The organism is Solwaraspora sp. WMMD1047 (assembly GCF_029626155.1).
Lineage (GTDB): Bacteria > Actinomycetota > Actinomycetes > Mycobacteriales > Micromonosporaceae > WMMD1047.
The window spans coordinates 6,981,576-7,001,071 of record NZ_JARUBL010000001.1; the positions used below are offsets into that span (position 1 = coordinate 6,981,576).

The 19,496-nt window shown below is 68.7% G+C and carries 13 protein-coding genes, 1 tRNA gene and 3 pseudogenes; 9 read left to right on the forward strand and 8 right to left on the reverse strand.

The window, feature by feature from the left end; all coding sequences use genetic code 11:
- The first annotated feature begins 381 nt into the window (after positions 1-381).
- A complete protein-coding gene (locus O7627_RS32000; protein ID WP_278097165.1) occupies positions 382-2,790 on the forward strand; it encodes a transglycosylase domain-containing protein in 2,409 nt (802 codons plus the stop codon).
- Positions 2,791-2,859: 69 nt separating this feature from the next.
- Here the strand turns inward: O7627_RS32000 and O7627_RS32005 are convergent, their stop codons facing one another.
- Positions 2,860-3,312 (reverse strand): GatB/YqeY domain-containing protein, encoded by a 453-nt coding sequence (locus O7627_RS32005; RefSeq protein ID WP_278097166.1) that lies wholly within the window; start codon positions 3,310-3,312, stop codon positions 2,860-2,862.
- A 25-nt stretch (positions 3,313-3,337) separates the two neighbouring features.
- Here O7627_RS32005 and O7627_RS32010 point away from each other — a divergent pair, with 25 nt between their 5' ends.
- The 4 genes and pseudogenes from O7627_RS32010 to O7627_RS32025 form a co-directional block, all read left to right on the forward strand.
- On the forward strand, positions 3,338-4,231 hold the full coding sequence (locus tag O7627_RS32010) for a metallophosphoesterase (protein ID WP_278097167.1): 894 nt from the start codon (positions 3,338-3,340) through the stop codon (positions 4,229-4,231).
- 139 nt (positions 4,232-4,370) lie between these two features.
- Positions 4,371-4,444, forward strand: a tRNA-Pro gene (locus O7627_RS32015).
- Positions 4,445-4,570: 126 nt separating this feature from the next.
- A pseudogene (locus tag O7627_RS32020) lies at positions 4,571-4,895 on the forward strand (universal stress protein); the annotation flags it as partial.
- Between the two features lie 8 nt (positions 4,896-4,903).
- A pseudogene (locus O7627_RS32025) lies at positions 4,904-5,029 on the forward strand (universal stress protein); the annotation flags it as partial.
- Positions 5,030-5,396: 367 nt separating this feature from the next.
- Here O7627_RS32025 and O7627_RS32030 read toward each other — a convergent pair.
- The 4 genes from O7627_RS32030 to O7627_RS32045 form a co-directional block, all read right to left on the reverse strand.
- Positions 5,397-6,149 (reverse strand): glucose 1-dehydrogenase, encoded by a 753-nt coding sequence (locus tag O7627_RS32030; RefSeq protein WP_278097170.1) that lies wholly within the window; start codon positions 6,147-6,149, stop codon positions 5,397-5,399.
- Positions 6,150-6,657: 508 nt separating this feature from the next.
- Positions 6,658-7,821: an amidohydrolase family protein gene (locus O7627_RS32035; RefSeq protein ID WP_278097171.1), complete on the reverse strand. Its 1,164-nt coding sequence runs from the start codon at positions 7,819-7,821 to the stop codon at positions 6,658-6,660.
- A gap of 424 nt (positions 7,822-8,245) precedes the next feature.
- Entirely contained in the window at positions 8,246-9,622 is a 1,377-nt protein-coding gene (locus O7627_RS32040; RefSeq protein WP_278097172.1) for a serine hydrolase domain-containing protein, read from the reverse strand.
- Positions 9,619-9,885 carry a hypothetical protein gene (locus tag O7627_RS32045; RefSeq protein WP_278097173.1) on the reverse strand — a complete coding sequence of 89 codons (267 nt, stop codon included), beginning with the start codon at positions 9,883-9,885 and terminating at the stop codon, positions 9,619-9,621. Before O7627_RS32045 ends, O7627_RS32040 begins: the two co-directional genes overlap by 4 nt.
- Before the next feature lie 172 nt (positions 9,886-10,057).
- On the opposite strand from O7627_RS32045, the gene O7627_RS32050 reads away from it, so the two are divergent.
- The 4 genes and pseudogenes from O7627_RS32050 to O7627_RS32065 all read left to right on the forward strand — a co-directional run bounded on the left by O7627_RS32050 (position 10,058) and on the right by O7627_RS32065 (position 17,696).
- Positions 10,058-11,059 carry a helix-turn-helix domain-containing protein gene (locus tag O7627_RS32050; protein WP_278097174.1) on the forward strand — a complete coding sequence of 334 codons (1,002 nt, stop codon included), beginning with the start codon at positions 10,058-10,060 and terminating at the stop codon, positions 11,057-11,059.
- A 343-nt stretch (positions 11,060-11,402) separates the two neighbouring features.
- Positions 11,403-11,516: pseudogene (locus tag O7627_RS32055) on the forward strand (transposase); the annotation flags it as partial.
- 379 nt (positions 11,517-11,895) lie between these two features.
- Positions 11,896-13,170 (forward strand): hypothetical protein, encoded by a 1,275-nt coding sequence (locus tag O7627_RS32060; protein ID WP_278097175.1) that lies wholly within the window; start codon positions 11,896-11,898, stop codon positions 13,168-13,170.
- The gene (locus O7627_RS32065) at positions 13,170-17,696 is read left to right on the forward strand and encodes an FtsK/SpoIIIE domain-containing protein (protein WP_278097176.1); all 4,527 of its coding nucleotides are present in this window, start codon (positions 13,170-13,172) and stop codon (positions 17,694-17,696) included. The genes O7627_RS32060 and O7627_RS32065 overlap by 1 nt, the downstream gene beginning before the upstream one ends.
- Before the next feature lie 103 nt (positions 17,697-17,799).
- On the opposite strand, the gene O7627_RS32070 is transcribed toward O7627_RS32065, so the two are convergent.
- Genes O7627_RS32070 through O7627_RS32080 form a run of 3 tightly spaced genes read right to left on the reverse strand, consistent with a single transcriptional unit; the run spans position 17,800 to position 19,467 of the window.
- The gene (locus O7627_RS32070) at positions 17,800-18,105 is read right to left on the reverse strand and encodes a hypothetical protein (RefSeq protein WP_278097177.1); all 306 of its coding nucleotides are present in this window, start codon (positions 18,103-18,105) and stop codon (positions 17,800-17,802) included.
- Positions 18,106-18,126: 21 nt separating this feature from the next.
- On the reverse strand, positions 18,127-18,432 hold the full coding sequence (locus O7627_RS32075; protein WP_278097178.1) for a hypothetical protein: 306 nt from the start codon (positions 18,430-18,432) through the stop codon (positions 18,127-18,129).
- 21 nt (positions 18,433-18,453) lie between these two features.
- The gene (locus O7627_RS32080) at positions 18,454-19,467 is read right to left on the reverse strand and encodes a hypothetical protein (protein WP_278097179.1); all 1,014 of its coding nucleotides are present in this window, start codon (positions 19,465-19,467) and stop codon (positions 18,454-18,456) included.
- Positions 19,468-19,496 lie beyond the last annotated feature (29 nt).

Sequence of the window (19,496 nt, forward strand, 5' to 3'; positions counted from 1 at the left end):
TGCAGCCGGCCGCCAGGCATCAACCCCCCGGGTCACCCGCGACAACCTCCCCCGAGGCACCACGGGCAACATGCGATTGCTCGCCGAACCATCATGCTCTGTAGTTAACTGATTACGCAACGTTGTCTGGCAAATCCATTAATCCGGACAAGCCTGGCCTTTCGTCCAGCAAGCCAGTAGTACCTACCCGGCCTCGATCGCCGAAAACGCTGCGGAGGCCCACCGAAGGGGGGAGACTCGGCAACGAGAGACCGCAACCGCACGCCAGGGGTTTGCGACTAGCACAACGAGGCCGGCCGCCCACAGGAAATGGGGAAATCCGCCGGAGACGCCCTCGGTGCCTTGTCGCGCGCTCTCCCGTACCCTGGCGAGGTGACCTGGATGCGGAAGCGTGACCACCACCTGCTGACGAACGCCGCGTCGCTGCTGATCTGCGGCCTGCTGGCCGGCGTGGTCGTGGCCGCCGCGGCGTTCCCCGCGGTGGCGCTCTCCGGCCTGGCCGCCAAGGCCGGGGCCGAGACCTTCGACAAGCTGCCCAGCGAGCTGACCGTCAAGAAGGCCCCGCAGATCAGCTATCTGTACGCCTCCGACGGCAAGACGCCGCTGGCCACCATGTACGACGAGAACCGCCGGGACATCCCGCTCAAGGACATCTCGCCGATCATGCAGCAGGCCATCATCGCCGCCGAGGACCACGAGTTCTACAACCACAACGGCGTCGACATGAAGGGCGTGGCCCGCGCGTTCGTCGCCAACAACAGCGCCGGCGCCACCCAGCAGGGCGCCTCCACCCTCACCATGCAGTACGTCCGGCTGGCCATCGCCTACTCGGCGACCCACCCGCAGGACGTGGTGGCGGCCACCGAGGACACCAGCGCCCGGAAACTGCGCGAGATGAAGTACGCCATGCAGATCGACGCGGACCTCTCCAAGGAAGAGATCCTGGAGCGCTACCTCAATCTCGCGCCGTTCGGCAACCAGGCGTACGGCGTCTTCGCCGCCAGCCAGGTCTACTTCGGCAAGCACCCGAAGGACCTGAAGATCGAGGAAGCCGCGATGCTGGCCGGCATGGTCAAGGCGCCCTCGGCGTTCGACCCGACCACCAAGAGCGGTTACCCGCAGGCGGTGCAGCGCCGCGACTACGTCATCGACAACATGGTGGAGATCGGCGCGATCACGCCCGAGGAGGCCGCCACCGCCAAGGCGGTCAAGCTGACCGTCAAGGACAAGCGCACGCCGAACGGCTGCGTGTCGGCGAACAAGAACCACTGGGGCTTCTTCTGCGACTTCTTCTACCGCTGGTGGATGGATCAGGAGACCTTCGGCGCCACCTCGTACGACCGGGAACGGCGGCTCAAGAGCGGCGGCTACAGCATCGTCACCACGCTGGACGTCAAGACCCAGCAGGCGGCCAAGGACTCGGTCGAGCGGAACCTGAAGACCGGCAACAAGAACGCGCTGATGGTCGCCGGGGTCGAGCCCGGTAACGGCCGGGTCCGCGCGCTGGCCGTCAACCGCAACTACAAGCTCGACGACCCGAACAAGCCGGCCAACAAGATCTCCAGTGACCCGGCGAAGGCCCGCAAGAAGATCCGCGGGACCTACCCGAACACCACGAACCCGCTGCTCACCGGCGGCGGGGACATCACCGGCTACCAGGCCGGCTCCGCGTTCAAGATCTTCACGGTCGTGGCCGCGCTGGAGAACGGCTACCCGCTGGCGACCTCGATCAACGCCAAGCCGGTCTACCAGTCGAACTACATCCTCGAATACAACGCACCGGCCGCCTGCCCGGGCACCAACAAGTACTGCCCGAAGAACGCCAGCGCGAGCATGGCCGGCGAGCACAACATGTGGAGCGCCTTCGGCTTCTCGGTGAACACCTTCTTCGTGCCGCTGCAGGAACAGGTCGGCACCGGCAAGGTGGTCGACGCCGCCCAGCGGATGGGCATCAAGTTCCGGTCCGGCGCGGACGCCCGGTTCGCCGCCAACGGTGTCGACCAGTGGGGCGCCTTCACCCTGGGCGTCTCCGCCACCACCCCGCTCGACCTGGCCAACGCGTACGCCACCCTGGCCGCCGACGGGAAGTACTGCGAGCCGATCCCGGTGCAGGAGATCCGCGACCAGGAGGGCAACAAGCTCGACGTCGCCAACCCGCGGTGCAACCAGGCGATCAAGACCGAGGTGGCCCGCGCCGCGGTGGACGTCGCCCGGTGCCCGGTCGGGGACCGCTCGTCGACCACCCGGTGCCGGACCGCGACCGCCGGCAACGTCCGCGGCATCGTCGGCAAGCCGGTGGCCGGCAAGAGCGGCACCACCGACTCGGAGAAGAGCGCGTCGCTGGTGGTGATGACCAAGCAGCTCGCGGTGGCCGGCATCCTCACCGACCCGGACTGGGCCCAGACGACCGCCGAGATGTCCCACAACATCGTGAACCCGGGTGTCTACGAGACGCTGCGGGACGCGATGAAGGGCAAACCAGGCAAGGAGTTCACGCCGCCCAGCGGCAAGATCGTCAACGGTGACCAGCGTTCCATCCCCGACGTCCGCTGCCAGTCCCTCGACTCCGCCAAGTCCCGGATCCGCGGCGCCGGCTTCGTCCCGGAGGTGCTCAGCACCCCCGTCGACTCCAGCTGCCCGGCCGGCACCGCCGCCGGCACCACGCCCAGCGGCCGCACCATCAAGGGCGGCCCGGTGATGATCGAGGTCAGCAACGGCAAGGGCGCCAACCAGTCCCCCGACCAGCCCGAACAGCCACCGGGCCGACCACCTGGCCGCCCCGGCCGCTGACCACCACGCACCACGCCCGTCCGGGGGCCAGCCACACGGCGGGTCCCCGGCGGGCGTCTACGGCGCGGGTCAGCCGAGCTGACGGCGTACCTCCGCTGCCACCCGGCCGCCCTCGGCCCGGCCGGCCACCGCGGCCTGGGCCGCCTTCATGGCCGGGCCCATCTGGGCCTTGCCGCTGAAGCCGCCCGCGGCGAGTGCCCCCGCGACCAGCTCCGCCAGCTCCTCGTCGCCGAGCTGGCGGGGCAGGTAACGGTCAAGTACCTCACCCTCGGCGATCTCCTTGGCGGCCTGCTCGGTGCGGCCGGCGTCGGCGAACGCGGCGGCCGCCTCGCGGCGCTTCTTCGCCTCCCGGGTCAGCACCGCCAGCACCTCGTCGTCGGAGAGTTCCCGCTTCGCCTTCCCGGCCACCTCGGCGGTGCCGACGGCGGCCAGCGCCATCCGCAGGGTCGAGGTGGTCAGCTCGTCGCGGGCCTTCAGCGCGGTCCGCATGTCGGCGGTGAGGAGGTCCTTCAGAGTGCCCATGGTCGGTCAAACTACCCTGGGCAGCATGCGGAAGCGCACGGTATTACGTCTGGCCGCCGGCACCGTCGCGGCCGGCGCCGCCACCCTGGCGTACGCGTCACTTGTCGAGCGGAACCTGTTCACCCTGCGGCGGTTCGACGTGCCGATGCTCGGCGCCGACGCCGAGCCGCTGCGCATCCTGCATCTGAGCGACCTGCACATGATGCCGGAGCAGCGCCGCAAGCAGCGCTGGGTAGCCTCGCTGGCGGCCACCGACCCGGACCTGGTGGTGGTCACCGGCGACAACATGGCCGACCCGGACGCGGTGCCCGGCACGCTGCGCGCCCTGCAGCCGCTGCTGGACTTCCCCGGCGCCTTCGTCTTCGGCTCCAACGACTACCGGGGGCCGGTCTGGAAGAACCCGCTCAGCTACCTGCTGCCCGAGCGAGAGTACGTACAGGGCGTCGAGCTGCCGTACGAGGACCTGCGGGACGTCCTCACCGGCGCCGGCTGGGCCGACCTGAACAACGCCCGGACGACGGTCAAGGCCGGCGGCCGGACGATCGAGCTGGTCGGCGTCGACGACCCGCACGTCGAGCGGGACGACTACCCGGCGGTCGCCGGCCGGGTGTCTCCGGCGGCCGACCTGGCACTGGGGCTGACCCATTCGCCGGAGCCGCGGATTCTCGACCAGATGGCCGCAGACGGGTTCGAGCTGCTGCTCGCCGGCCACACCCACGGTGGCCAGGTCTGTCTACCGTTCTTCGGCGCGCTGGTCACCAACTGCGAGCTGCCCCGGTCGATGGCGAAGGGCCTACACCGCTGGCCGGACTCGACTGCCTGGCTACACGTCTCCGCCGGGCTCGGCACCCACCCCACCGCCCCCATCCGCTTCGCCTGCCCCCCCGAAGCCACCCTCCTCACCTTGATCCCCCACTGACCCTCTCGATCTTGGTAACTATCGGCCCTCCTGAGGGCTATCCTGAGGGCCAGCAGCTACCAAGATCTAGTTGTGGGCGCGGCACGGGGATACCGAATTGGTCCGTGGGGGGTGGTGGGCTAGTATTGCTCGGCACGCTCGGGGTGTGGCGCAGCTTGGTAGCGCGCTTCGTTCGGGACGAAGAGGTCGTCGGTTCGAATCCGGCCACCCCGACAAAGATGAGGCCCTGACCAGCAGGAATGCCGGTCAGGGCCTCACGTCTGTCTATGGGACCTCGAACCATCCCCCGGAAACCAGTTCCGGTCCAGGGGCCGCTGCCGCCAGGCTTCCATGTCGGCCAGGACGCTGTCGGTGACCAGTGTCGACCAAGACGTCGACCCGCCCGTCCTGCCCAACGCGCCTGAAACGGCGATGCTGCGCGTGCACAGCCGGCACGAGGATTCCCCCCGCGGTCGCCGACGCCCTGTCCAGGGCCGCTCGTGACCACCGTGCGGCGGTGATGGTCCTCGGCTCGCGGGGACGCTCCGCAATCCGCGAGATCATGCTCGGTAGCGTCGCCATGAGCACGCTGCATCGAGTGCACCGCTTGGTGATGGTCGTTCCCGCCCACGAGGCGACCGACGCCATCACGCAACCCGATTCGCGACGGAGGGCGGCGCGATGACCGGTCGCGTTCTCGTACTCGGCACGAGAGGACGGCCCACACTGACCGAACTGGTGCTCGGGTCGATCAGCCGGGCCTGCCTGACCCACGCGCACTGTCCGATCGTGGTGATCCGATCAGACACTCAACTGCGTCGCTCCCTGATGTGACCTCCCGCGACCCCACGACGGCTGAGCGTTCGTGCGGGCTGTGCTGCCTGACCGGTGACGAGTGGCTGCTGCGCTACGAGGGCTTCGACGCGTCCGCCGAGGGGACGCGGGAGGCATTGCTGGCGCTGGGCAACGGCTCTCAGATGACCCGCGGCGCGGCCCCCGGCATCGTCGGCACGACGGCTCGTGGAGCAAATCGCGCGATGCCCGGGCCCGCCCGGTAGGCAAGCGTGGCGGTCTGCCGACGCGCGGTGATCCGCGCCATCATCTGGCCACTGTTCAACGGTGCCGCTCGACCCCCGCCTACGCCGGCCCGGCCAGAGGGCGACTGCACGACGCGCGTTCGCCCACCTCACCGGGCAAGATAGCCGCCGTCGACATACAACTCGGAGCCGGTGACGAACGACGCGTCATCGCTGGCGAGGAACGCCACGCAGGCGGCCACCTCTGGCGGCTGACCCAGCCGCCCGAGCGGCGTAAGGTCGACCATCGTCTTCTCCATATCGGCGACCTTCGCCGGATCCAGGATCGGGGTGTCGATGAAGCCGGGATGGACCGAGTTGACCCGAATCCCATCCTGCGCCCAGTGCAGGGCCGCGTTCTTACTCAGAACCCGAACCGCTCCCTTGGCGGCGTGGTATGCCGGCGAGGCTCCAAACCCGCCGCAACTCCCAAAGATCGAACTAATGTTGATCACCGATGCGTGACCGGAGACCTTCAGCAGCTCCGCCGCGGCCTTCAGCCCGAGAAAAACGCTGGTCTGATTCACCGCGACCGTTCGGGCGTAGTCCGCCTGGGTGGTCTCCTCGATCGGTTTGACATCGCCGATGCCCGCGTTGTTGACCAGGATGTCCAGCCCACCGAACTCGTCCACCGTACGGCGCACCACCACCTGCCAGTCGGCCTCATCGGCAACATCATGATGGACGAAGAACGCTCGGCCGCCACCGTCACAGATCTCGGCCGCTACCGTCTGCCCGACCTCGTCCTGGATGTCCGTAACCACCACCCCCGCGCCCTCGTCAGCCAGCCTGTAGGCACTGGCCCGCCCGATCCCGCTAGCCCCGCCGGTGACAAGCGCCACCCTCCCCCGCAAACGATTCATGATTCGCTCCCTTCGCACTGCGCAGTGCGATGCAGTGCAGCTGGGTACCCGGCCTGCAAAGCCATGCACCCTCGTGCGGCCCACTGTCCGGGCGCAATACCGGCAGGCTCCCCAACTCCGGAACTGCGACGCGGACTTCGCCCCTCGCTCGGCGAGACGCGGAACCGCGCACATGCCACTCCCATGCCGTCAACCCGCTGGACCCGTCAACCGAAGTACCTGATCACCATGGGTGGAGCGGAACACGCTGAACGTCACGCCCGTCAACACCCTGGCTCCGCCAGGTCCGCCAGGACCAATGCCACAGCGTCCCCGGGCCAAACGCCCGCAAGCTCCAGCTGACAGCCCCACGCCGTTAAGCGGTCAGGTTCGGTCAGGTGGGGATGATGTCTGAGATGTCCAAGACCGACCCGACGACCTCCGCACCGCCCTCGACGCCATCCAGGGCACGCACCAACTTGCCCAAGTCGGGTTGGACAAGCGGGATGCCTCGGTGAGGCCCGATGCGTCAGACCTTTATTCTGAACAGATTCTCGGCATTTCGGAACGCGATCTTTTCCTTGTCCTCACGCGGAAGATTGACTGCCCGGAACCAGTCGGTTCCTTCTTTGATGCTTGCGAAGGGATAGTCGGTTGCGAACATCACGCGATCTACGCTGATGTATTTCAGCAAGAGATGGAGCAGATTGTCCTGGAAGAACGCGCTGGTTGTGAACCAGAAGTTGTCCTGGAAGTACTGCCCGAAGGGCTTCTCCAGCGAGTCTTCGGTCGGCTCGCCCATGTCTCCGACGATCCGCTCGTAGTAGAAGGGAAGACCTTCGCCCATATGGCCGATGATGACCTTCAGTTTGGGGAACCTGTCGAAAACGCCGTACGCGATCATCCGGATGCATTGGGTCAGCACCTCCTGGTGCCAGCCATATCCAGACCCACTGAAAATGTAGTCCTGGTACTCTTCCGTGTACTGAGACCGTGTGGTGCTGTAGTAGATCTGGAAGATCTCGTCAGCTGGATAGCCGGGATGCAGGTAGATCGGCACATCGAGAGCTTCGGCGCGCGCCAGCACAGGCTCGAAATCGGGATGATCGAGGAACTTCTTCGCGATGTGCCCGTTGGTCAGTGCTCCCAAGAAACCGTCTTGCTTAACCGAGCGTTCCAGTTCGTCCGCCGCCGCCTCCGGGCTCTGCAAGGGCAAAGTGGCAAAAGCCTGGAAACGGCCCGGATAACTGGCGATTGGCCCTTCCACGAGTTGCCGGTTGAGACGATAGGCAAGGTCGATGCCCCTTTGCCCAGGGACATTTTGCACGGACGGCGTATGAGCAGAGAGGATTTGAACATTGAGTCCCCCCTCGTCCATATCGCCGATGCGGCGTTCGCCCAGATCCGAAAGACCGATCTCCTCAAGGAACGCTATGTGATCCTCGTTGATGGAGTTCAGCTGCAACAACGTGGGAGTCGAAAAGGTCTCCTCCGTGCCGATGAACTTCAGATCCTGGTCACGAAGCGCGATGTCTTTCTCGCTGAGGGAGGTTTCCGGGTCCTCCTTGTCGTCGGTGCATGACGCGAGTGCCGCCGCGGACAATCCAACGCCAGCGCCGATTGCGGCCGCGCGAGTGATAAAGCTGCGGCGCCCAATCAACGGTTTCGCTGTGCCTTGCTCGATCGGTCTCATGCGATGGGCTCCTTTTGCTGTTCTGCGTAGTGCGAGTCGGTGAGTTCGTGGAACAGGCCGAGGAGTTCGTCCTCAAGGGTCATGACAGCTCCGTGCGGAGTCGACGGTGCACGGGCGTGGCGCGACATGGCCGGCCCGTCGCTTGCCAGAGGTCGAGTGGTGGCGAGGTCTCTTCGTAGCCTGAACGCTAGGACCTACTCCGTCGTGTCTCGTCGTACCGCGGTCGTCGATCCTGGAAGGGAGGTGGTACCGCGGTACCACTTCACCGTGGGCCGGTGGCCTGCTACTCGGGTCAATGGCGGACGATCACCGAGCAGGCCGGCGACCACAGTCCGGACCGGATGCCGCACCTGCGCAACCGGGCCAGCGTCTACGCCGATGGGCTGCGTGACGACCTACGCGACTACGTGGTCGAGCACAGGCGTCAACCTGAACGCGGATGTACCCGGCAGTTGGTGTGGAGGTATCGGGCAGCACCGTCGGTGAAGTCGTAGATCGCGACCGTCTGGGTGTCGTCCAACGGGTCCGCCGGCGGCATCAGGAAGTGTGTCTCGCTAACCGGCTGGAGTTCGTAGCTGATGCGGTCTGGCTTCCGGAGGAATTCTGCCTGCATCGGGTCGAGGACCAGGGTGAGGCGGAGCGTTCCGCTGTCGGTGGACAGCTCGAACCGGGTGCCGGGGCGCTCGTAGACGCCTTCGTACCGGGACAGGTCGAGGTGCAGCGCCGGGTCCGGCACGGGCAGGTCCGGGATGGTGACTGCGCCGAGGTCGACCAGGATCTCGTTGAACACCTTGCGGTAGAAGCTTTCCCGGGGTCCGCCGTTGGTCAGCATCGCGATCGCGGTGTTCGACTCGGGCAGGATCCGGAGCCGGGCGTTCTGGCCGATCGTGCTGCCGTCGGCGGCGTAGACCGTTTCACCGTGCCAGTCACACAGGATGAGGCCGAGTGCCCAGTGCGACCCGAACATGTACGGATCCGGTAGGGGAACTCGCGAACGCATCATCTCCCGGATGCTCTTGGCCGAGACAATGCGCTTTCCGTTCGGCGCTGCGCCTTCGTTGAGCAAGACGTACGCCATCGCGAGCACGTCCGGGATCGTCGAGGTGATGTTGCCGCCGGGCCCGAAGGCGCGCGGCAGATGGTCCACCGGTGTGACGATCGGACCCTCGTCCAGGGAGCGGATCAGGTGCCCGGTCGCGGCCCGCGTTTCGTCCACCTGCTCGTACCGGCTGCCCGTGCTGGTCAGGCCCATGGGATCGAAGAGACGATCTCGCATGATGTCGTCCCAGCGTTTGCCGTCGAGTACCTCGAGGATCCGGGCGAGGATCGCGTATCCCAGGGCCGCGCTGTAGCCGTGGGTGTGGCCGAGCGGGAATACCTGGGGCGCGTCGGCGATGTTCTCGACCATGCGCTCGTACACGTCGTCGTCCTCGCCGGGATCGCCGTACGCCTCTTCGATGCCATTGGTGTGGTGGAGCAGGTGACGCGGGGTGACCTTGGCGCTCGCCTCAGGGTCGGCCACCCCGAAGCCGGGCAGGTACGTCCGCACCGACTCGTCCAGGTCGACCTTTCCCTCGTCGACGAGTTGCATGAAGGCCAGCGTGGTCCACGTCTTGGTCATGGAGCCGCACTGGTAGATGGTGTCGATCGTGGCGGCCTCCCCGGTTTCCACATTCTTGACCCCGACCGCGAACTCGACGACCTTCCCGTCGTGGAGCACACCGATGGCGGCGCTCGGGATGCCGTACTCCGCCAGGAGTTCGGCGACCCGAGCCTGGATCCGCGGCGCGTCGAGCGTCATCGCGGGAGACCCACCGCGTTCGCCGCGTCCGCTTCGAAGTACTCCGTCGTGGCGTAGGCGCCCGCGTGCGTCTCGAAGAATTCCCGCACGCCGTCGATGGAGTCGTGGGTGATGATGTTGATCGCCTTCGCCCCGTCCCTGCTCGCCACCGCAACCTTCCACTTGGCGCCCTTGGGGAGCGCGGCGTGCGCCTTCTTCAGCCCACTCCAGAACCTGCTGTTGTCGGACACCGTCGATACGGCCAGCACGTGCACGATCGTCACCCTCTCTTTCGGCAGGCAGAAAGCTACGTTGCATTTCAGAGTCCGTCAACATTGTGGGCATATGAAACCCAGACTAGAGGCCAATAGTTGCAACAGGATTGTGAGTGAATGCAATTTCCTGATCCGAGCCGTTGCAATGTAGTGTGAATGAACGCAAGGGAGGGAGGCCCGGATGCCAGGAGGCAGGCTGACCCACGAGGACCGCAGCCAGATCGCGGCGTGGCTGGCCGACGGACTCGGGTACGCCGAGATCGGCCGCCGGCTCGGCCGCCCGACCTCCACGATCAGCCGCGAGGTCGCACGCAACGGCACACCCGGCGCCTACCTGCCCGGGCACGCCCAGCAGGCCGCCGGCCACCGTGCTCGCCGACGCAAGCCTCGACCGTCCGAGGCGACGACCGACCAGCAGGCCGCCGAGGTGGTCCGGGGCTTCGTGGACCAGTTCGCAACCCTGCTGGCCGCCACCGGACTACCCCGGATGACTGCCCGGGTGTTCGTCAGCCTGCTCATCGCCGACGCCAGCGGCCTGACGTCCGCTGAGCTGGTGCACCGGTTACAGGTCAGTCCGGCGTCGGTGTCCAAATCCATCCGTTACCTGGAAGCCATGGACCTGGTGGTGCGCCGACCGGACGCCGGTGGGCGCCGGGAGCGGTACGTCATCGATGACGACGTCTGGCTCCGGGCGTGGCAGTCCGACACCAGCGCACATGGCGAGATCGCCGTGGCCGCGCAGCAGGGCATCGAGATCTTCGGAGCCGACACGACCGCCGGAGCTCGGCTGGGCAGGATGGGCCAGTTCTTCGCCCGACTCAGCCGGCAGATGAGTGGCAGCATGCTCGCCGAGCCCGTCGTTCATGACGCGCTGACCGTGCTCGCCGCACTCGTGCACGCCGGTCGACCGCTCACCCTCACGACACTGGCCACCGCACTCGACTGGCCCCGGGACCGCCTCACCGCCGCCCTGGACGCGATCCACCTTCACCCAGCCATCGCCGATCCGCTCGTCCTGCGGACCATCGCTCCCCAGACCTACACCATCACCACCGGACCGGACCGCCTCAGCCCGGCGCAACGCCAAGCCCTCGAAGAGGTGAGTCACACGCGGCACGGCGCCAGCAGACCGGAGCAGACAGCTCCAACCTCCGCTAGAGGCGGGCAGGTGGGGACTGCGTAGATTTCCGTGTTTGACCTGGGTGCGGTCCGTTGGACAGGACGTCGATCCTGTCCAGGAAGGACCACGTCATGGCAGACAACAAGAACGCGGCTCAGCTTCCGCGGTCGACGAAAGCGGAGCGGGAGTTCGCCCAGCAGTTGGTCGAGCGGGCCGCCGCCGACGGGGTGTGCCTGGTCGGTCCGGGTGGGCTCCTCGCCGGGATCACCCGTACCGTGCTCGAATCGGCGTTGGTCGCCGAGATGGATGCCCACCTCGACACCGTTGGTGTCGACCAGGCCACCGGCCAGCGGGCCAACATCCGTAACGGTCACGGGGCGAAAAGGTGCAGACCGACGCCGGCCCGGTGCGGATCCAGATCCCGAGGGACCGGACCGGGTCGTTCACCCCGCGGACCGTGCCCAAGCACGCCCGCCGGTTGGACGGGTTCAACGAGGCGATCCTGTCCCTGTACGCCAAAGGGTTGACGACCGGGGAGATCACCGCGCATCTGGCCGACGTGTACGACGCCAGGGCCTCACGTTTGTCTATGGGAAGCGCTGGATATCCGTCGTACCCGACCGGGTGGTGCGGGTCCGCCAGCACCGTTGTCCCGGCGGCCGGACGGCCCATCACCCGGGACGTGCCCTCCCGGGTGCCGGAAGCCGCCAGGAGCAGTCGTCACCAAGAGTTCATCTACCCGCATCGACCGGAGGACCGACCCTCGTCTATCGGTTTGAGCTGCGGATTCGCCCGTCCGGGGGCGGACTGCGGCCGCCAAGGCCGACAACTGTTCGCGATTACCATCAGGGCGCGGCGGCGCCGTACACGGGCCGGCTACGGGCGGAGGAGGAGCACGGTTGAACACGCCGTCCGTCAGCGATCTCGGCCGCTTCCTGGACACCAACCGGCAAACTCTGCTGACCGTACTCACCGTGCTGGAGCTGTTGATCCTGCTGGTGGTGCTGCTGCAATGGTTCGACCGCCGGTACGGCCTGCGGGGCGCCGGACGGCGCATCCGGCGCGGCATCGTCGGCGCAGCGCGGGATCTGGCGGCACCGGTCGTCGGCTTCGTCCGGCTTCGGCGAGGGATGGGGGTGGTCGCCGAGAGGTTCGCCGGCTCGGGTCCGGTGCCGTCGGCCCGGGCCTGGATCGGTTCGGCTCGATCGGCACTGGCCGAACGGAGCGATTTCTGGCCGTACCTGGTGCTGCTGGGCCATGGGGAGGTCGGCGTGCGGCTCGCTGGCCCGGGAGCGGACGTGCCGCCTCCGGCGGCGGAATCTCCGTGGCGGGTCACCGCGCCGCGCCACTGGCGGGCCCGCGGCCAGCTGCCCCCGGGTTCCGCACCAGCCGCCGACGACTCACTGCCGATCGCCGTCGGAGTAGAGGGCAGGACGATGGTCCTGCTGGATTTCGCCCGCTGCCCCGGAATCGTGTCTGTGCACGGCGCCCCGACACCGGCGGAGCGGCTGGTGTCGGCGTTGGTCGTCCAGCTGGCCGCGCTGACCAGCGGGCACGGCGTGCACCGCCTGATCGTCGCGGCGGAACCCGGCTACGGTTCCGGGTTGGTCGGCACCGACCGGATGCCACTGTCCGAGGCGCTGACAGCTCTCGCGACCCGTCTGACACCGAACGGGTTGACCGTCCTGGTCTGCCGGCGGCCCGATCCGCAGGCGGCAGCGCAGCTCGCCAGCCTGGTCGCTGATGATCCCGGGCTGCTGGTCGTGGTCGCCGGCTACCTACCCGGATCGCGTTGGCGGTTGCGGGTCGACCTGGCCGGTCGGGTGACCGCGCCGGAGTTGTTGCTCGACGTGGACTCCGCGCCACTTGTCCGGTGCCTGCTGCCCCGCCGCCGGGCCGCGCTCCCCGCCCCACCGGCACCGGCCTGGGCCGAGGAGGAGCTTCCCGGATCCACCGCCTTCGGCGCAGCATCCTCTGCGCCAGCGGAACCGGCTGTGCCCGAGAGCCCTCGGATACCCGATCCGGCCACGGCCACGCTGCCGGCCGCCCATCGACGGCCCAGACCGTCAGACCCGCCCACCGCCAACGACGACCTGATCGAACAGGCTCCCGACGGACAACGGCCGACGGCCTACTCCGGCGTCGAGTCTGTCGGCCGAACCGGAGACCGATAGTGCGCCTGCTGCTGACCGTCGTCTCCGGCGGCGCCGACCGGGACATCGCGATGGACGTCGAGACGGACACGCCGGTGGGTGCGCTCGTCGAGCAGGACCGCCCCCCAGGCGACTGGTATCTCGACGGGGTCCGACTGGATCCGACCTGGACGGTGAGCCGAGCCGGACTGGTCGCCGGGGTCCGGCTCGGCGCCGGTGCGCCGGTACCCGATGGCGGGGTGCGGTACCTGCCGGGCGACCCCCGGACCCACTGGCTGGAGGTGCACGGCGTCGGCGGCCCGAGCGCCGGACGGATCTGGCCGGTCGGCCTGGGCTGCCATGACATCGGCTCGGCGCCCGGGTCCGCGATCGATCCGGGGGGCTGCGGGGTGCCCGCGCACGCCGCCCGACTCACCATCGACGAACAGGGTCGCGCCTGGGTGGCCACCGTTGGCGCCGAGGTACGGCTGGCGATGCCGCAGCCCCCAGCCCAGACCGATCCGGTGTCCACGCCCGGGTACCCCGGCCACCCTGAGCAGCGTGTGTCGGATCTCCGGGCCGCACAGGGGCGGGAGCACCCGGACGAACCCGACGCCTCAGGACCCAGACGCGACGGTTCCCGCCGCTGGCCGACCGGTGTGGACCTGGCGGTGGGCGACAGCCTGCTGCGGCTGGCGCCGCGCCCGACACCGGACGCCGCGGTGACGCCGGCCGTGGACGTGCCGATGCTGGACTTCAACCGGCCGCCCCGGATCGTGCCGCCGCTGCTCTTCGCACGGCGACGGCTGCCCAGCCCGCCGGTCAAGCCGAACAGCCGCCCGATCCCGCTGCTGATGATCCTCGCCCCGATGGTAATGGGTCTGGCTTTCGTCTTCCTCTTCCGATCGTACTTCTTCCTGCTGATCATGGCGCTCAGTCCGGTGCTGGCGTTGGCGAACTGGTACACCGACCGGCGCAGCGGCCGCAAGCGGTACCGCAGGGATCTCGCCGAGTACCTCCGCAAGCGCACCCGAATGATGCGGGAGCTGACGGCGGCGGTCGCCGAGGAACGGCTGGCCCGGTGCGAGGCGTCGCCCGACCCGGCGACCGTCCTGCACACCGCTGTCGGCCCCGGCCGGCGGCTGTGGGAACGACGCCGCCGCGACCCCGACCATCTCGTGCTGCGGGTCGGCACACTGGACCAGCCGTCGCTGATCGAGGTGGAGGACCCGGCCCGCCCCGACACAGACCGCCAGCTGCGCTGGATCGTGCCGGACACGCCGGTCACCGTGGATCTGGTGGACCGCAAGGTTATCGGCCTGGCCGGTGCGGCGGAGACGACGTACGCGACGGCACGCTGGCTCGTCCTCCAGGCCGCCGCCCTGCACAGTCCCCGTGACCTGCGGATCCACGTGTTGACCGAGCAGGCTGGCGAGGAGCGGTGGAGCTGGGTGCGCTGGCTGCCGCACACCCGGCCGGCCGAGGACGGCGTCCTGACCGGACGGCCCTACACGCTGGTCGGCAACGACCCGGAGACCGTGGCGAACCGAATGGCTGAGCTGGTGTCACTTGTCACCGCGCGCACCAAGGCCCGGGGTTCGCAGCTCGGCCAGGTCCTGTTCAGCGAGCCGGACGTGCTGCTGGTCGTCGATGGCGCGCGCCGGCTGCGCGACGTGCCCGGCATGGTGCAGGTGCTCACCGAAGGGCCGACCGTGCAGGTCTTCGCGATCTGCATCGACGCCGAGGAACGGCTGCTGCCGGAGGAGTGCACCGCGGTGCTACGCGCCGACGCGGACGGGCTGACGGTACGGCAGACCGGCGTACCCGAGGCCGCCGGAGTACGTCCGGACATCATCACGGCGCGGTGGTGCGAGCGGGTGGCCCGGGCGTTGGCTCCGCTACGGGATGTCACCCCGGACGAGACGGCCGGGTTGCCCGACCGCAGCCGACTGCTGGACCTGCTGGACGCCGATCCGCCGGACGGTGCCGACCTGGCCGAGCGCTGGTCCCGACAACCCGCCTCCACGAGTTTCGTGATCGGTAGTGGTTTTGACGGAACGGTAGCGCTCGACCTGGTCCGCGACGGACCGCACGCGTTGGTCGCCGGCACCACCGGTGCCGGCAAGTCCGAGCTGCTGCAGTCGATGGTGGTCTCCCTGGCCGCGGTGAACCGTCCGGACGAGTTGACCTTCGTACTGGTCGACTACAAGGGCGGCAGCGCGTTCCACAGTTGCGTACGACTGCCGCACACCCTCGGCATGGTCACCGACCTGGACAGCGCGTTGGTGGTCCGGGCGCTGGAGTCGCTCGGCGCGGAGTTGCGCCGCCGCGAGGAAATCCTGGCCGGGGTCGCCGCCAAGGACCTCGTGCAGTACCGGACGATGCGTGGCCGCGACCCCTCGCTGCCGGCGGTGCCCCGGCTCGTGCTGGTCATCGACGAGTTCGCCACGCTCGCCCGGGAGGTTCCGGACTTCGTCCCCGGGCTGGTCAGCATCGCCCAGCGGGGCCGGTCGCTGGGCATCCATCTGATCCTGGCGACACAGCGCCCGGGTGGCGTGGTGACCGGCGACATCCGCGCCAACACCAACCTGCGCATCGCGCTGCGGGTCACCGATCCGACGGAGAGTTCCGACGTCATCGACGTACCGGACGCCGCGATGATCCCGGTGGCGACCCCGGGGCGGGCGCTCGCCCGGCTCGCCCACCGGTCCACCCTGCCCTTCCAGACCGGGTATGTCGGCGCGGTGTACCAGCGTGCCGATTCGGATGCGCCGCAGTCCCGGCCGGCCGCGCCGGTACCCGGCACCGAGTTGCCCTGGTCGCGGCTGGGCCGGGCACTGCCGCCGCCGGTCGGGACGACGCGGGACGGAGCCACGCCGGACGAGTTGGCCGCCACCGACCTGGACGTACTGGTCGACGCGATCGACGCCGCCGCCCGGGCGGTGGGCTGCGAGCGGCAGTCGAGTCCGTGGCTGCCACCGCTGCCGCCGGTCGTGCTGCTGGACGACCTCACCCCGCCGGGACCGCGCACCGGTCCCGGTCTGCCGCCGGTGCCGTACGCGCTGGCCGACCTGCCGGAGCGGCAGAGCCAGGCGACGCTGGCCTGCGACCTCTCCACGTTCGGCCATCTCTACGTGCTCGGCGCCTCCCGTTCGGGCCGCTCACAGCTGATGCGCACGCTGGCCGCGTCGCTGGCCCGGTCGCTGTCCTGCGCCGAGGTGCACCTGTACGCCATCGACGCGGCCGGCGGGTCGATGGTGGTCCTGTCGGAGCTTCCGCACTGCGGCGCGGTGGTGCCTCGGGCCGATCTGGAACGCCTGGAACGCCTGCTCGGCCGGCTGCAGGACGAACTGGCCCGCCGGCACGAACTGCTGGCCCGGCACTCCTGCGCCGGGCTCGACGAGTTGCGGGCGGCGCTGCCGGCGGCGGAGCGTCCGGCGCATCTGATGCTGCTGGTGGATGGCTGGGATTCGCTGGCCGCCGTCCTCACCGACCACGACGGGGGACGACTGCTGGACCAGTTCCTCGGCCTGCTGCGGGAGGGGCCGGCCGCCGGGCTGCACCTCGTGATGTCCTCCGAGCGGTCGCTGTTGACCGGGCGGGTTGCCAACCTGAACGACCATAGGATCATGCTCCGGATGACCGACCGGACCGACTACTCGGTGATCGGGGTCAACCACCGTCGGGTGCCGGATGTGGTGCCGCCCGGACGCGGCTGGCGTTCGACGGACCAGGCCGAGATCCAGGTTGCCCTGCTGGACCGGGATCCGTCCGGGCCGGCGCAGGTCGAGGCGATCCGTCGGATCGGGGCTCGGGCCGCCGCCCGGGACAGCGGGGTGCCGGCGGGGCGCCGCCCGTTTCCGGTGGCCGGGCTACCCGCGGCGGTCACCTTCGCCGAGGCGTACGCGCAGGTCCCGGAGGAGCAGCGGCATCCGATGCGCGCGCTGCTCGGCATCGGCGGCAATGCCGCCACGCCGGTCTATGTGGACTTCGCGGGCCGGCAGGCGACCTTCCTGGTCGCCGGTCCCCCGGGTTCGGGCCGCAGCAACACCCTGGCCACGCTCGCGGTGTCGCTGTTGGCCGGGGGTACCGCGCTGGTGATCCTGACGCCCCGAGAGTCGGTGCTGCGCCGGTTGGCGGCACACGCCCGGGTGCGGACGGTCGAGGGTGCGACCCCGGATCCGGCGCGGGTGAGCGCCGCGGTGGAGGAGCTGGGCGGCCCGTCGGTGGTGCTGGTCGACGACGTGGATCTGTTCGGCTTCGCCAACCCCGTGGAGGCGGTGCTGCGCCAGGTGGTTGGCACCGGTCGGGACCGCGCGCTCGGCCTGGCGTACGCGGGAACGGCCGAGACCCTCACCCAGTCGTTGGGCGGCTGGATCGCTGAGGCCCGACGCTCCCGGCAGGGTGTGCTGCTGGCGCCGCAGTCGGCGATCGAGGGTGACCTGGTGGGCGCCCGGGTGCCGCCCGGTGCGCTGCGCTCGGGCAGCCGACCGGGTCGTGGGTACGTGCCGGACCCGGCGACCGGCGCGCTGAGCATGGTCACGATTCCGCACACCGTGCTGCGCTGAGACCCAGCCGACGACACCGGACGCGGTCAGCGTTCCGCCACGGGCGCGGCCCGGGTGCCGGTGCCGGCAGCCGGGCCGCGCGGCCGTCAGGGTTGCCCGCGGGTCACTGCGTGGGCGGCGGCTGGGCCAGTGCCTGATCCATGTCGCTCAGGTTCTTCGCGATCATCGAGAAGCTCGACGCGAAGGTCTCCAGATTGTTGACCGCTTTGGTCAGCGATGAGGTGAACTCGGTGTACTGGGCGCTCATCACCGGGCTGGCCTGCTGCAGGTGGAGGCCACCCTCGCTGGTCAACAGCTCGGTGACGCTGGTCTGCAGGCCCTTCAGCACGTTGGCGATGTCCGCACCCTCGGTGGTCAGCCGCCCGGCGACGGTGTTGATCAGGGCGTAATCGACGTTGACTTCTGCCATCGGATGCCTCCGGTTCGACGGTCAGGCGGCGCTGCTGGACGAGGCGATCTGCTCGTCCATGGTGCGCAGCTGAACGGTGATGTTGTGGAACTGCTGCGCGAAGGAACGAATGCTCTCGATCGCCGCGGTCAGCTCGGTGTTGAAGGTCTGGTACTGCCCGCTGAGGGTGGGGCTGGACTTCTGCAACCACAGCCCGCCGTCGCTGGTGAGCAACTGGGACACCGCGGAGAGCAGATTCTCCAGCCGCGGCACGGTCTGCGTCACGGCGGAGTTGAGCTGGTCGTTGACCGCCTCCACCTTGCTGAAGTCGACGGTGATGTTGGGCATGGTTCGCTCCAAAAGGATGGGTCAGATGGTGACGGTGGTGAAGGGGACGTTCTCGTCCTCGGCTGCTTCCTCGGAGACCAGCGTCCACTCCCCTGTCGTCGGATTGCCGGTGTACGTCTTGGTGCCCTCCGGGCCCACGACCGTCTTGGTGCCGGTGTCCGGTCCGGTCACCACGATGTCGGTCGTGGTGGTCTCGCCTTCGTGGTCGACGGTCACCTGATGTGATCCGCCGTCGGCCTTCGGGGTGACCGTGCTGGTGGTGGTGCCCTCGTTGGTGGTGGAGGTCACCACGAAGGAGCCGTCGTCGTTGGTCTTCTTCTCGATCTTCTCCTCGAGACCGTCGGAGTGGGTGATGGTGGTGGTGTAGTCGACGACGTCGATCTCACCGTCGCCGTCGGTGTCGCGATAGGTGAACTGGGTCGTCTCGGTGTAGGTCAGTCCGGCGCCGGAGGTGACCGTGGTCGTCTCGGAGATGACGTTGCCGTCGTCGTCCAGGACCGCCGTGGTGTTGTTGCTGCCCACCGGGGAGGTGCCGTCGATGGAGGTGGGCGCATCCCCCGGCTCTGGCACCGGATCGCCACTCCACAGCGGCACTGAGCCGTCGACCAGGTTTCCGTCCTTGTCGTAGTATTGGAAGGTGATCTCCCGGTCCTTCAGGTCGAGGTAGCGCTCGTAAGCGGCGGTGTCGGCCTGCCAGCCGCTGACGCTGGACCTGAGCCGGTCCAGGTTCACCTTGCCCGCGACGTCCGCGTCCAGGTCGAAGTAGGCCTTGGCGATGCTGTCGAAGGTGTTCGCCAGCTCGTCGAGCAGCTCCATCGAGTCCTTGAACGGGGTGTGGCAGGCAGCGAAGAAGGCGCTCAGCGTCCCGTACAGCGATGAGTTGCCGACCTGACTGGAGTCGACGACGGTCCCGTCGGAGGTGACCACCGCCCGGCGCGAACCGGTCTCCACGTCGAACTGGACCTTGCTCTTCAGCTCACGCAGGCTGCCCGCGAGGCTGTGCAGCAGCGCGTAGTCGAGCACCAGGTCGGCCACCCCGCGCCCCTTCCTCCGGCTCGTCGTCG

Coding starts and splice junctions, on each gene's coding strand:
- O7627_RS32000 (WP_278097165.1), top strand. CDS start 382: ATGCGGAAGCGTGACCACCACCTGCTGACGAACGCCGCGTCGCTGCTG.
- O7627_RS32005 (WP_278097166.1), bottom strand. CDS start 3,312: ATGGGCACTCTGAAGGACCTCCTCACCGCCGACATGCGGACCGCGCTG.
- O7627_RS32010 (WP_278097167.1), top strand. CDS start 3,338: ATGCGGAAGCGCACGGTATTACGTCTGGCCGCCGGCACCGTCGCGGCC.
- O7627_RS32030 (WP_278097170.1), bottom strand. CDS start 6,149: ATGAATCGTTTGCGGGGGAGGGTGGCGCTTGTCACCGGCGGGGCTAGC.
- O7627_RS32035 (WP_278097171.1), bottom strand. CDS start 7,821: ATGAGACCGATCGAGCAAGGCACAGCGAAACCGTTGATTGGGCGCCGC.
- O7627_RS32040 (WP_278097172.1), bottom strand. CDS start 9,622: ATGACGCTCGACGCGCCGCGGATCCAGGCTCGGGTCGCCGAACTCCTG.
- O7627_RS32050 (WP_278097174.1), top strand. CDS start 10,058: ATGCCAGGAGGCAGGCTGACCCACGAGGACCGCAGCCAGATCGCGGCG.
- O7627_RS32070 (WP_278097177.1), bottom strand. CDS start 18,105: ATGGCAGAAGTCAACGTCGATTACGCCCTGATCAACACCGTCGCCGGG.
- O7627_RS32075 (WP_278097178.1), bottom strand. CDS start 18,432: ATGCCCAACATCACCGTCGACTTCAGCAAGGTGGAGGCGGTCAACGAC.